The sequence below is a fragment of the Bradyrhizobium sp. i1.15.2 genome, assembly GCF_040548425.1.
Lineage (GTDB): Bacteria > Pseudomonadota > Alphaproteobacteria > Rhizobiales > Xanthobacteraceae > Bradyrhizobium > Bradyrhizobium canariense.
The window spans coordinates 15,464-28,142 of record NZ_JBEPRQ010000008.1 but is presented as its reverse complement, the minus strand read 5'-3'; the positions used below and the strand labels follow the sequence as shown (position 1 = coordinate 28,142).

Annotated in this window: 9 protein-coding genes; 3 read left to right on the top strand and 6 right to left on the bottom strand. The window is 65.1% G+C overall.

Going from position 1 to position 12,679, the window contains the following annotated elements; translation table 11 throughout:
- Window positions 1-123 precede the first annotated feature (123 nt).
- From ABIB80_RS16670 to rfaD, 5 genes are all read right to left on the bottom strand, one after another.
- On the bottom strand, window positions 124-1,344 hold the full coding sequence (locus ABIB80_RS16670) for a glycosyltransferase family 4 protein (protein ID WP_354127987.1): 1,221 nt from the start codon (window positions 1,342-1,344) through the stop codon (window positions 124-126).
- Between the two features lie 2 nt (window positions 1,345-1,346).
- Entirely contained in the window at window positions 1,347-3,260 is a 1,914-nt protein-coding gene (locus ABIB80_RS16665) for an SDR family NAD(P)-dependent oxidoreductase (protein ID WP_354127986.1), read from the bottom strand.
- A gap of 123 nt (window positions 3,261-3,383) precedes the next feature.
- Window positions 3,384-4,670, bottom strand: coding sequence for an O-antigen ligase family protein (locus ABIB80_RS16660; protein ID WP_354127985.1), 1,287 nt, complete (start codon window positions 4,668-4,670; stop codon window positions 3,384-3,386).
- Complete coding sequence (gene rfaE1 / locus ABIB80_RS16655; RefSeq protein ID WP_354127984.1) at window positions 4,667-6,151, bottom strand: D-glycero-beta-D-manno-heptose-7-phosphate kinase; 1,485 nt, start codon at window positions 6,149-6,151, stop codon at window positions 4,667-4,669. The genes ABIB80_RS16660 and rfaE1 overlap by 4 nt, the downstream gene beginning before the upstream one ends.
- Window positions 6,152-6,162: 11 nt before the next feature.
- Window positions 6,163-7,143 (bottom strand): ADP-glyceromanno-heptose 6-epimerase, encoded by a 981-nt coding sequence (gene rfaD, locus ABIB80_RS16650; RefSeq protein ID WP_354127983.1) that lies wholly within the window; start codon window positions 7,141-7,143, stop codon window positions 6,163-6,165.
- A 173-nt stretch (window positions 7,144-7,316) separates the two neighbouring features.
- On the opposite strand from rfaD, the gene waaF reads away from it, so the two are divergent.
- Complete coding sequence (gene waaF / locus ABIB80_RS16645; RefSeq protein WP_354127982.1) at window positions 7,317-8,387, top strand: lipopolysaccharide heptosyltransferase II; 1,071 nt, start codon at window positions 7,317-7,319, stop codon at window positions 8,385-8,387.
- Window positions 8,388-8,563: 176 nt separating this feature from the next.
- On the opposite strand, the gene ABIB80_RS16640 is transcribed toward waaF, so the two are convergent.
- Window positions 8,564-9,601: a glycosyltransferase family 4 protein gene (locus tag ABIB80_RS16640; protein WP_354127981.1), complete on the bottom strand. Its 1,038-nt coding sequence runs from the start codon at window positions 9,599-9,601 to the stop codon at window positions 8,564-8,566.
- A gap of 125 nt (window positions 9,602-9,726) precedes the next feature.
- Here ABIB80_RS16640 and galE point away from each other — a divergent pair, with 125 nt between their 5' ends.
- Together galE and ABIB80_RS16630 are read left to right on the top strand one after the other, a co-directional pair.
- A complete protein-coding gene (gene galE, locus ABIB80_RS16635) occupies window positions 9,727-10,740 on the top strand; it encodes a UDP-glucose 4-epimerase GalE (protein ID WP_354127980.1) in 1,014 nt (337 codons plus the stop codon).
- Window positions 10,741-10,858: 118 nt separating this feature from the next.
- Window positions 10,859-12,661 carry an ABC transporter ATP-binding protein gene (locus ABIB80_RS16630; protein WP_354127979.1) on the top strand — a complete coding sequence of 601 codons (1,803 nt, stop codon included), beginning with the start codon at window positions 10,859-10,861 and terminating at the stop codon, window positions 12,659-12,661.
- Window positions 12,662-12,679: the final 18 nt, after the last annotated feature.

Genomic DNA, 12,679 nt, shown 5'->3' with positions numbered 1-12,679 from the left:
TCCATGCCTTCCGGTCTGCGCATCGCGCGGCGGACCGATCATCCCTCGCGCGCCAGCGCGGGCACGACATGACATCCGACGAAACCGCTCGCCCCGTCACCAGCACGACTGGCTTGCGCTCGTTCATCGTTGCTCCGCCAGTTCGGGGTTGCGCAACAATTCGTCGACCAGGGCAGCATAGGCGTTCATCGCGGTGACGCGATCGAATTTCGCCGCCGCCTTGACCGCGCGCTCCGCCATCGCGACTGCGTCGGAGCGAGACGCCGCGCGGATGGCCTCGGCCAGTTGATCGGCACGGCCCGGCGTCACCACCCAGCCCAGCGCGTTCTCGACCACCGTCAACGCAGCCTCAGCCTCCGGCTCCGAGACCAGCACCACGGGCCGGCCGACGGCCAGAAGATTGTAGAACCGGCTCGGCACCGACACCCCCGCAACGTCCTTTCGGTACGGAATGATCCAGAGATTGGCCGCCGCCAGGAATGCCTCGAGCTCGGCATCCTCGACCCGCCCCACGAAGGAGACGTTGGGCAAGTTCGCCTCAGTCTGCAACTGCTTCAACCGCTCGAAGCCGATGCCCCAGCCGGAGAGCAGAAAGTGGATGCCAGGCTCGGCCCTCAAAAGGCGCGCCGCCTCGAACACGATCTCCGGATCATGGGTGAAGCCGAGATTGCCCGACAGGCCGACAACGAAATCCGCCGCGAGCGCTTTGCGGAACGGATTATCCGGCGTCACCGGCCGGGGTGCGGCCACGAGCGTCGCCCAGTTCGGGATGAAGCGGATCTTGTTCCGCGTCATGCCGGAATAGCTCAGCAGCGGCCGTTCCGCATCGCGGCCGATGGTGATGACGGCATTGAGCGCGCGGAACATCAGACTGTTGGCGGCGCGCATCATCATAGCCACGATCGAACCGGGCTTCAGCAGGCCCGCCATCACCAGCACGTCGGGGAAGAGGTCGTGCATGATCAGCGCCGAGCGCGCGCCCTTCAGCCTCGCCGCCGCCGCGACAGCGTAAGGCAGCATGAACGGTGCGGTGACGGTGAGCACGACGTCACCTCGCCTCAGCTCCCGTGTCAGCGCCAGAAACGTGCGCGCCGCGAACAGCAGCTCGGAGGCGCCGCGCCGCACCAGCGCCGCCTTACCCGCCATCCGGTTCTTGACGGCGATTATCCGCGGGTTGCCCGGGCCGGTCTGCAAGGCCGGCAATGCCCCTGATGAGCCCGACAACACCACGACCTCGTGATCCCCGGCGATGCGGCAAGCGATCTCGGCCATGATCGCCGCAGTCGTGCTCGGATCAGGCGGGTAATGCTGGCTCGCCACGACGATCTTGCCTCGAGGCTGCATGATCAGGCCGCGGTCGACCCGAATTCCGGAATCGCGTCCTTCAGGATGGTCCTGATGGTGGCCCGATCGTCGCGCGCGATCGCCTGCTCCAGCGCCGCAATCCATTTGCGCAGCGTCTGCATCGGCGGCTCGTTCGGCTGCGCGGCCATGATGCCGGCGACGCCGATCTCGCGGGTCGGCTCCTCGGAGGCGAACAGGATTTCGTGCAGGCGTTCGCCGGGCCGCATGCCCGTGAACACGATGTCGATGTCGTAGCCGGGTTGCAAGCCCGAGAGACGGATCATGCGCTCGGCGAGATCGACGATCTTCACCGGCTGGCCCATGTTGAGCACGTAGACCGACACGTCCGAACGCTGCGTTCCGAGCGCATGCGTTGCCGCCGTGATGACGAGATCGCAGGCTTCGCGGATGGTCATGAAGTAGCGGACCATGTCCGGATGGGTGACGGTCACGGGACCGCCGGCATCGATCTGGGCCTTGAACTTCGGCACCACCGAGCCGTTCGACGCCAGCACGTTGCCGAACCGGACCGAGATCAGCCGCATCGACCGCCTGGCGCCGCCGTGGCCCGCCGCAAGATCATGGTCGAGCGCCTGGCAATACATCTCGGCGAAGCGCTTGGTCAGGCCGAGCATCGACACCGGCTCGATCGCCTTGTCGGTCGAGATCATCACCATGGCTTCGGCGCCGGCGCTGTGCGCGGCATCGGCAACGTTGATCGAACCGAAGATGTTGGTCTTGACGCCCTCGCTCCAGTCGCGCTCGAGGATCGGCACGTGCTTGAGCGCGGCGGCATGGAACACGATGTCCGGCTTGAACTCGGCCATCAGGCGCATGATGCGCTCACGGTCGCGGATGTCGGCGATCCGCCCTTCGATCGAAGCGGCAGTGCCGAGCGCCGCGAGCGTTTCCGTGATCGCGTAAAGAGCCGGCTCGGAATTTTCCACGATCAGAAGGCGCGCGGCGCCGAACGCGACGACACGTTCGCAGATCTCGGAACCGATCGAGCCGCCCCCGCCGGTGACGATCACCGCCTTGCCCTCGATCAGGGCCTCGAGCCGCGCATAGTCGATCTTTTCGCTCGGCCGCAGCAGCAGGTCCTCGACCGCCACGGCCGTCAGCCGCGGCGTATCGCCGCTCTCGAGCGAGGGCATGCGATTGACGATCACCCCGAGCTTGCGGGCCCGCATCAGGATCGATTCGGGATGAGCCTCCGGCTCGAACGCCGACGGTGTCATCACGATTCGTGCGATCGCCTTGTTGCGCTTGGCGAAGTCGGCGATGACGTCCTCGACGTCGTCGACGCCGCCCAGCACCGGGACGTTGCGGATGAACTGGCCGCGATCGGCACTCGACGGCGAGAGCACGCCGACCGGCCAGATGCGCTTGATGGCCCCGCTCTCGATTCCGCGCAACAGCACCTCGGCATCCGCGGCGCGGCCGATCAGCAGCGTCGGCGCAGCATCCCCGGTGCGGGCGTGACGCCGCACTCGCGTATAGCGGAAATAGCGATAGGTTATGCGCAACGCGCTGAGGAAGGAGATCTCGAGGAACCAATAGAGGACGATCGTCACCTTGCCGAGGAAGAAGGCGCCGCGAACGTTGGGGGAAACGAAGATATAGTCGAGCGCCAGGAGCGCAACCGTCAGCACGGTCGCGACGCGGATGATGTTCAGCGCGTCAGGCAGCGAGATGAAGCGCCATTTGGTCGTGGTCAGGTTGAAGACGAAGCACACGACCAAGCTGAAGGCGAGGAAATAGGGCAGGATCTGGATCAGCAGCGGCAGGCGATCGAAGAAGCCGTCGCCGCCCTCGAAGCGCAGATAGAAGGCGGCGAACAGCGCCGCCGTCGTCGCCAGCAGGTCGTGGAGCGCGATCATGAAATTGCGCAAGGTGAGATGCGAAAGACGCGTCATCCGCTGACCGAAAATCCAGTTTAATGCAACCTGATCGCGCTGATAACCCATCTCGGCCGGACATGCCAGTCAAGGCTTGCCAGTCAAGGTTTGCCGGTCAAGGTTTGCGATCCCGGCGGCCGTTCAGGAACCGGCTACTGTCGCCTTCGCCTCGGCCTGCTGGGTCTGGATCACCATGCCGCCGGCAACGCCGACGCCGATGACGTACATCCAGCCCTCGTGGAAGTCGAACAGATGGGAGTTGAACAGCGAGGTGAAGGCGTTCTGGACCACGACCAGGAGGCCGACCCAGTTTGCGAGCCCGTCGCCGCGAAACAACAGCAGATGCAGGATCCAGATGGCGTAGAGAACGGCGACGCCGATGATGCCCCATTGCACGGCCACGTTCAGCGTCTGGTTATGCGGGTTGCCGATCACCTCGGCGGATGCCAGGTTCTGATTGCCGGGCGTCGCGGCCCGCTCGAACAATCCACGCGTCGAGCCGGTGCCGTGCCCCTTGATCGGCGCCTCCGAGAAGAAACCAAGCGATTTCCGCCAGAATTCGAGCCGCAAGCCGGCCGAGGTCGGCGCGCCTTTTTCCAGGTAGCGTGTGTAGTCGCTGGCAAAGCTTTCGGCGGTCTTGCGCAATTGCGGCGAGACCTGCCAGGCGAGAACCGCGCCCACGAGCAGGGCGGCGGAGATGATCGCGATGCTGCGCCATCTCAGATGAAGCAACGCAAGCACACCGAACAGGATCGGAATGGTGAGGAGCGCGGTGCGCGATACCACCACGAACGCCATGTTGACGAAGAAGGCGAGTGCAAGCGCCGTGAGCAGCCCGGCGATCCAGTAGCGCCTCTCGCGCAGCAACTGCATGATCGGATAGGCGAGCGCGACCGCGCAGAGCGTGAACTCCTGGCTCTGGTCGATGTAATTCTTGACGAAGATGCCGCGCTCGACGCGGTCGGATTTGAGCGCGAGGTCTGGGTAGAAGGCGACGAGCCAGGACATCACCGACAACAGCGCACAGGACATGAGGAAGGCGACGAACACCCAATGTCCGCGCGGCGAGCGCGCAAAATGATAGAGCAGGACCGGCAGCGCCAGCAGCTTGACGGTCGGATTGACCGCATAGAAGCGCGCCCCCCAGGCCGCGTCCGACCACAGCGTCCCGACCAGCGCGAGCAGGACCAGCGCAATCGGCGCCGCACAGATCGGACGCTTGAGCGATTGCAGGAACTCACGGACGTCGAGGAACGGCACCATGCAAAGCAGCATCAGGACATTGAATATCGCCGCAAGCGACGTCGACCATGGCAGCGAGGCTGCAGTCAGGATCGCGAACAGATCGACCGTCTCGGACCAGGCCGCCGGACTGCGCAGACGCCGCCACAGCAGCTGGCCGGTCGTCTCCCCGGCGAGCGTCGTCACTTGCCCTCTCCCCGCGCGCGATGAACCAGCGCGGTCGTGCTGAAGCCCTGGAGAATGTCGACCAGCACGACCGTCCCGCCCGCGGCCTCGACGACCTCATGGCCGACCACCTGCTCGCGGGTGTAATCGCCCCCTTTGATCAGCGCGCTCGGCTTGATGCGGGTGATCAGGTCGATCGGCGTATCCTCATCGAAAATAACGACGAGATCGACCGCTTCGAGCGCCGCCAGCACTTCCGCACGCGCTCGCTCGTCCTGAACGGGGCGGTCGGCGCCCTTCAGCCGCCGTACCGAGGCGTCGCTGTTGAGGCCCACGATCAGGCGGTCGCAGGCGGAGCGCGCCGCTGTCAGCACCTTGACGTGGCCGGGATGCAGGATGTCGAAGCAGCCATTGGTGAAGCCGACGCGCTGGCCTTGCTTCTTCCATTCCGCAAGCTGCGCGTCGAGCGCACCGGGCTCGAGCACGATCTTCTCTTCGGCCGCGAGATAGGCATGCGGCAATATCTTTCGCTTCAGCTCGGCCACACTCACGCTGGCGGTGCCCTGCTTGCCGACGGCGACGGCGGCCGCGGCACTGGCCATGCGAAGCGCCGTGTCCCAGTCCGCGCTCGTGGCGAGCGACACTGCGAGCGCCGCGGCAACGGTGTCGCCGGCACCGGAGACGTCACGCACCTTGACGGGAAACGCCGGAACGTGAACGGCCTCGCCGTTGCGCGGCACCAGCGTCATGCCGTGCTCGCCTTGGGTGACCAGGATCGCCTCGCAATCGGCGAGCCGCATCACGTCTTCGCTGGCATCGGCGATGCTCTGCGGCGTGTCGGCGCGGCTTCGGGTCGCTTCCGAAAATTCCTTGCGATTGGGCGTGAGCAGCGTGGCGCCGCGATAGATCGCCCAGTTCAGGCTCTTGGGATCGACGATCACGGGCTTGCCGAGTTTTCGCGCGGCGTCGATGGTGTGGCGGATGACGCGGGCGGTCAGCACGCCCTTGGCGTAGTCGGACAGCAGCACGACGTCGGCGCGCGCGATCTGCGGCAGGATCGCTTCGATCAGCTTGGTCTCGATCGTATCGGAAGCGGGCTGTGCCTGCTCCCAATCCGCACGCAGCATGTGCGTGGAAAAATGCTCGGAGACGAAACGGACCTTCCGCGTGGTCGGACGCGAGGGATCGCACACCAGCACGCTTTCGATTGCACCCTGCTCTGCAAGCGTCGAGGCGACCTGCCTGCCCGCATCGTCTTCGCCGACGAGGCCGACGAAGATGCAGCGCGCGCCGAGCGCGGCGATGTTGCGCGCGACGTTGCCGGCGCCGCCGATATGAATCTCGCTGCGCTGTGCCGCGATGACAGGGGCCGGCGCTTCCGGCGAGATCCGCGACACCTCGCCATAGACGAACTCGTCCAGCATGATGTCGCCGATGCACAGCACCGTGCGGCCTAAGATGGCTTGTGCGAGGGCATCGAAATCGAGAATGGGCGTCGGCATGGTGATGGGCCTCAGCGGAAGCGGTCGGGCCGGTCGAGATAATCCCCGACATAGGCCTTCACCGCGTCCTCGAGCGTCGTGAAACCGCCATTATAGCCGGCGCGGTGGAGGCGATCGACCTTGCTCTGGGTGAAATATTGGTAGCTGCCGCGGATCTGCTCGGGCATGTCGATGTATTCGATGTTGGGGCTGGCGCCGAGCGCGCCATAAGCCGCCAGCATCAGATCCTTGAAGCTGCGCGCCTTGCCCGTGCCGACATTGAACAGCCCGGATACCGAGGGCGTTGCCAGCAGCCACATGATCACGCGCACGACGTCGTCGACATAGATGAAATCGCGGCGCTGGTCGCCGTCGCAGATGCCTTCGCGATGCGACTTGAACAATTGCACGATGCGGCCCGCTTTGACGTCGTCGAAGCGGCGCGCCAGCACGCTCATCATCGAGCCCTTGTGGTATTCGTTGGGGCCGAACACGTTGAAGAATTTCAGCCCGGCCCATTGCGGCGGCAGCTTCTCGCCGTTCGCGGCGCGCTCGGCGACGACGAGATCGAACAAGTGCTTGCTCCAGCCGTAGAGATTCATTGGCCGCAGTGTCTTCAATGCAGCGACCGAGGCATCGTCGTCAAATCCTGCCTCGCCGTCGCCATAGGTCGCCGCCGACGAGGCGTAGATCAACGGCACGGCATTCGCCGTGCACCAGTCCAGGAGGCGCATCGACAGGCGGAAATTGGTCTCGAACACCAGGTCGCCGTCGGTCGCGGTGGTCGCGGAAATCGCCCCGAGATGGATCACGGCATCGAGCTTGCGGCCCTTCAGCCAGTCCGGCAGTTCAGCCGGTGGCACGATATCCACAAGCTGCCGCTTGGCGAGGTTGCGCCATTTGCCCTCGTTGCCAAGGAAATCACAGACGACGACGTCGCCGCGGCCGGACTCGTTCAGCGCGGCGACGACATTCGATCCGATAAAACCGGCCCCGCCGGTCACCAGCAACATTCCAACTTCCCTGCCAGATTTTGCCTGCCCGAAGTTTTGCGGCCCGGTTCTGCCCTAGCGCATGATCCGCCAAAGTGTAAGCGGTTTTGGGATTGCCGCCCGGCCGGCTTTACCTGCCGGCCCCGAGCGGCTAACCGAACCGCTACATCATCGCACCCACGGCCCTATAACGAATGAATCAAGATTCGCAGCTTAGTGGACGTCCAGATCGGAGCGACACGCGTCCGATCTTGATCGTCCCCTACATGTGGATCGGCGATTTCGTCCGGAATCACACCGTCGTCCGGGTTCTGAACGAGCGCTGGCCGAACCGGCCGGTCGATCTGCTCACGACCTCCCTCTGCGCGCCCTTGGTCGATTACATGCCGGGCGTGCGCGAAGCGATCGTCTGGGACCTGCCGCGCGGCCGGCTTGCCGTGGGCCGCCAGCTCGGCCTGGCGAAGCTCCTGCGCGAGCGAAACTACGGCACCGCCCTGGTGCTGCCCCGGACCTGGAAGGCCGCCATTGCGCCCGCCTTGGCCGGGATTCCGGAAAGGGTCGGCTTCGTCGGCGAGTTCCGGTTCGGCCTGCTCAATCGCTGGCGCTGGGGCGAAAAGAAGTTGCCCCGCTTCATCGACAAGAACGCCGCCCTCGCCCAGCCCGAGGGGGCCCCGCTGCCGGCGGAATGGCCGGTGCCGCAATTGCGGGCCCCGGCCGAGGACATCGTTCGCTGGCGGCAGGCCAATGGCCTCAGCGCCGGCGCTGCCGTAGCGCTCGCCCCCGGCTCTGTCGGAGTGTCAAAACGCTGGACCTATTATCCCGAGGCCGCCCGCTTGCTCGCCGAGCGCGGCCTTGAGGTCTGGGTTGTCGGCGGCCCCGGGGAAAAGGGCCTGGCCCAGGAGATCGTCGCGGCTGGCGGCGCCGGGGTGCGGGACCTTACCGGCAATGATCTGCGCAACGGCGTGCTGGCCATGGCCGCGGCCGGCGTCGCGATCTCCAACGATTCCGGCCTGATGCACATCGCAGCCGCCCTGGGCACGCCGACCATGGGCATCTTCGGGCCGACCAGCCCCTATCTCTGGGCCCCCCTCAACGGCCTCGCCGCGACCGTGGTCCAGGACAGGAGCGTGCTCTCCTGCCAACCCTGCCAGAGCACGATCTGCAAGATGAACGACCACCGCTGCATGCGAGATATCGCGGCAAGCGAGGTGGTGGAGATTGCGCAGCGGGTGTTGCGGGAGGCGGGGGCAAGGGCTTCGACGTGAAGGCCGTCGAGGCTACGCCGATGATGACATCATACCGGTGTTTTGCCCGACGAGTCAAATCGACTTCGTAAAATCCGCAGCTTCGGGATGACGACCAAACCATTGATTTCGTTGGCCCGGCTACTGTGCATGGGGTTGTTTTCGCGGTTATTTGTTTGCTGCCCTGAAGGCGATGCTCAAAGCAGCGGCCGATAGACGTCCCCGATCCGCGCCGCCTCGGCATCGAGGCTGAACCGTTCGAGCACCCGTGCCCGTCCGCGCTCGCCCATAGCGATCGCAGTGGCTACATCGCGCATCAGCGGTTCGACCGCTGCAGCCAGCGCTTCCGCATCACCGGTCGGGATCAGCACGCCGGTCACGCCATCCTCGACCACGAGTTCGGCCGCGCCGGCGCGCGCGGCGACCAGCGCGCTGCCGGCCGCCATCGCCTCGATCAGCGTCAGGCCAAAACCTTCGTTGCGCGAGGTAAAGGCGTAGATCGTCAGCCGCTGATACCAGCGCTGCACGTGTTCGATCGGCAGCTCGCCGGTGATGACGATGCGCGATTGCAGGCCGGCGGCCTCGATCCGCTTCTTCAGGTCGTTTGCAAAAGCGGTTTGCTCGGGTGTGACCTGGCCGACGATGATTGCGGTGAAATCCGGATAGCGCGGCAGCAAACGGCACATCGCATCGACGAACACATCGGTGCCCTTCTGCGCACGTACGCGGCCAAAGCAGCCGATCGCGTAGCGGCCCGGCAGCGCGGCTTCCGCGAAGGCGGCGGTGCGATCTGCCGGCGGCGCATAGACGGCGGTGTCGACGCCGTGCGGAATCACCGACGCCTTCACTTTCAGGAACGAGGCCGAAAGATCCGATGTCGCGATGATCGCGTCCATGCGCCGGATCAGCCAGCGCGTGATCCAGCTATGATGACGCTGTGCCGCCGAGGTGAAGACGAGCTTGAGCGGCCAGCCGAGCGCGCGCAACAGCACGCCCGCGATCATCTCGTTGTTGCGGCGCGCGTGCCAGATCACCGGCGCCTGGCGGCGCCACAATCCCAGGAGATCGGCACCGTTCAGGCGCGCGATTCCCTCCGGCGCGTCGGAGCCGAACCACGCGGCGCGAAACAGCTTTGCCAGCCGCGGCGCCACCATCCGGTTGGTCGCGGTGACCCCGGAATAGCGCCTGTGCAGATTTGGCACGATCACTTCCAGATCGCTTGGGGAATTCGCCACGCCACGCTCCGTTTCGAAAGTCCCTATACGCAACATTAAGCATAGTGACCAGTTCAGCCGCGCCGATACCCACTCTTCACCACGTAAACGTTAGCTTGGAGCGTTGATCGAAGACGGGTGAGATCATGACTGTGCTTGTCACCGGCGGTGCCGGCTACATCGGAAGCCACACGGTACTGGCGCTGGCGGAAGCCGGCGAGGACGTCGTCGTGATCGACGATCTCTCCACCGGTTTCTCGGCCTATCTGCCCGAAGGCGTGCCGCTGTTCATTGGCGATGCCGGCGACGAGAACCTGCTCGAAGGCGTGATCGCCCAGCACAACATCGAGAGCATCATCCATTTCGCGGGCTCGGTGGTCGTGCCGGATTCGATGCGCGATCCGCTCGGCTATTACCGCAACAATTTCACGACCGCGCGCAACCTGCTCAATGTCGCGGTCAAGCGCGGCATCGACCGCTTCATCTTCTCCTCGACCGCGGCGGTGTACGGCGATCCGGACCAGGTACCGGTGCCCGAGCATGCGCCGACACGGCCGCTGTCGCCCTACGGGTCGTCGAAGCTGATGACCGAGATCATGTTGCACGACGTCGCCGCCGCCTACGGCATGCAATACGTGACCTTGCGCTATTTCAACGTTGCGGGTGCCGATCCGCAGGCCCGCATCGGCCTCGCCACCGTCGGCGCGACGCACCTGCTCAAGATCGCGGTGGAAGCCGCGACCGGCCAGCGCGCCAAGATCGACGTGTTCGGCACCGACTATCCGACCCCAGACGGCAGCTGCATTCGCGACTTCATCCATGTCACGGACCTGTCGCAGGCCCATCGCTCGGCGCTCGCTTATTTGCGCAACGGCGGCGCCTCGACGACGCTCAATTGCGGCTATGGCCGCGGCTACTCGGTACTCGAGACCATCGACGCGGTGCGCCGTGTATCGGGCCGCAGCTTCGCGGTGCAATACGCTCCGCGCCGGCCCGGCGACATCATGACCATGGTCGCCGACACCGGCCGCATCCGCGGCCTGCTCGACTGGAAGCCGCAATACGACGACCTCGAGATCATCGCAGCCCATGCGCTGGCCTGGGAGGACAAGCTGTTCCGCGAGCGTCACGGCGAGCTCCGCCACGCCGCCTCGGCCTAGATTCCATTCCAGCGCAAGCCCTTAATTGGGCTTGAAAAGCGCTGGCTTAGCGGGCACAGAGGCCGTTCGATCCCTGACGCGCGGGCAGGCTTATTCCTGTGCCGTCAATGGACTGCGGATGGCTCAGTTTCCAAAGAAAATCACCGACGATCCCTATGCGGCAGCGGTGCTGATTCGCCGCCTGGTCACGGAACAGGGGATCCTCTACTGGCGGCGCTACCTCGTCGCCTTCGCGCTGATGGCGCTTGCCGCGGGATCGACCGCGGGCGCGACCTACGTGCTCGGCCAGGTCATCAACCAGGCCTATGTCGACAAGAACATCCCGGGCATCGCGATGTTCTCGGGCATCACCGTGATCCTGCTCTTCATCAAGGGCGTGGCGACCTACGGCCACATGGTGATCCTGACCAAGATCTCCAACGCGATCCTCGCCACCAACCAGCGCCAGCTGTTCGCCAAGCTGATGCGCGAAAGCGTCGGATTCTTCTCCGAGCGGCATTCGTCGGAATTCCTGGCGCGGCTGACGGCCGGCGCAAAGTCCATCACCGATGTCCTCAACATGCTGGTCAATGCGGTCGGGCGCGACCTCATGATGTTGCTCGCCATGATCGGCGTGATGGTATGGCAGGATCCGGTGATGTCGTTCATCGGCCTCGTCGCCGTGCCGCCGGCGATGCTGGTGCTGCGCAAGCTGGTCAAGCGCATCAAGGGGCTCGCCTACAACCAGTTCACCGGCACCGCCGACATCCTGGAGACGATGCAGGAATCGCTGCAGGGCATCCGCACAGTGAAAGCCTTCACGCTCGAAGACACCATGCAGAACCGCATCGACGAGAACATCGCGATCGTCGAGCGCAACGCCAACAAGATGGCCCGCGTCGCCAACCGCTCCAATCCGCTGATGGAAATGCTCGGCGGCTTCGCAGTCGCCGGCTGTTTGCTTTACGGCGGCTATAGCGTGGTCGCGCTCAACGCCACGCCCGGCGCGTTCTTTTCCTTCATGACCGCGTTCCTGATGGCGACCGAGCCGGCCAAGCGGCTGGCGCGGCTCAACATCGACCTCAACAGCCAGCTCGTCGGCGCCCGCATGCTGCTCGAAGTCGTCGACAGCCCCGCGAGCGAGCATTCCGACGACGACAAGCCGGCGCTGAAACTGTCGACTGCACGCATCGAGCTGCGCGACGTCAGCTTCTCCTATCGCAACGGTGAGACCGTCATCAACCGCATGAGTTTTGTTGCCGAGCCCGGCAAGGTCACTGCGCTGGTCGGCCCCTCCGGCGGCGGCAAATCGACCGTGCTGGGGTTGCTGCTGCGCTTTTACGAGGTGACGCAAGGCGACATCGTGATCGACGGCCAGTCGATCGGCGCCGTCTCGCGAAAATCGCTGCGGGCCCAGACCGCCTATGTCGGCCAGGACGTCTACCTGTTCCGCGACACCATCCGCAACAACATCGCCTTCGGCCGCGCGGGCGCAACCGAAGAACAAATCATCGGTGCTGCGAAAGCAGCCTGCGCGCATGATTTCATCATGGGCTTCCCGCTCGGCTACGACACGCCCGTCGGCGAGCACGGCACGCAACTGTCCGGCGGCCAGCGCCAGCGCATCGCGGTCGCGCGCGCGCTGATCAAGAACGCGCCGATCATCCTGCTCGACGAAGCCACCGCCGCGCTGGATTCGGAGTCCGAGCGGCAGGTGCAGGAGGCGATCGAGCATCTTTGCCACAACCGCACCACAATCGTGATCGCGCATCGCCTGCACACCATCATGCACGCCGATGCGATCCTGGTGGTCGAGGGCGGCGAGATCGTCGAGCAGGGCCGGCATGACGAGCTGCTCCGCCGCGGCGGGCGCTACGCCTCGTTCTTCCGCCTGCAACATCACGACGCCGGCGCTCTGGCGCCGATCAGCGCAACCGCATAGAGTTCCTTTCACCTCAAG

Bases quoted from the DNA above. Each gene is read 5' to 3' on its own strand.
- ABIB80_RS16670 (WP_354127987.1), bottom strand. From the start codon at position 1,344: ATGCAGCCTCGAGGCAAGATCGTCGTGGCGAGCCAGCATTACCCGCCT.
- ABIB80_RS16665 (WP_354127986.1), bottom strand. From the start codon at position 3,260: ATGACGCGTCTTTCGCATCTCACCTTGCGCAATTTCATGATCGCGCTC.
- rfaE1 (WP_354127984.1), bottom strand. From the start codon at position 6,151: ATGCCGACGCCCATTCTCGATTTCGATGCCCTCGCACAAGCCATCTTA.
- rfaD (WP_354127983.1), bottom strand. From the start codon at position 7,143: ATGTTGCTGGTGACCGGCGGGGCCGGTTTTATCGGATCGAATGTCGTC.
- waaF (WP_354127982.1), top strand. From the start codon at position 7,317: ATGAATCAAGATTCGCAGCTTAGTGGACGTCCAGATCGGAGCGACACG.
- galE (WP_354127980.1), top strand. From the start codon at position 9,727: ATGACTGTGCTTGTCACCGGCGGTGCCGGCTACATCGGAAGCCACACG.
- ABIB80_RS16630 (WP_354127979.1), top strand. From the start codon at position 10,859: ATGGCTCAGTTTCCAAAGAAAATCACCGACGATCCCTATGCGGCAGCG.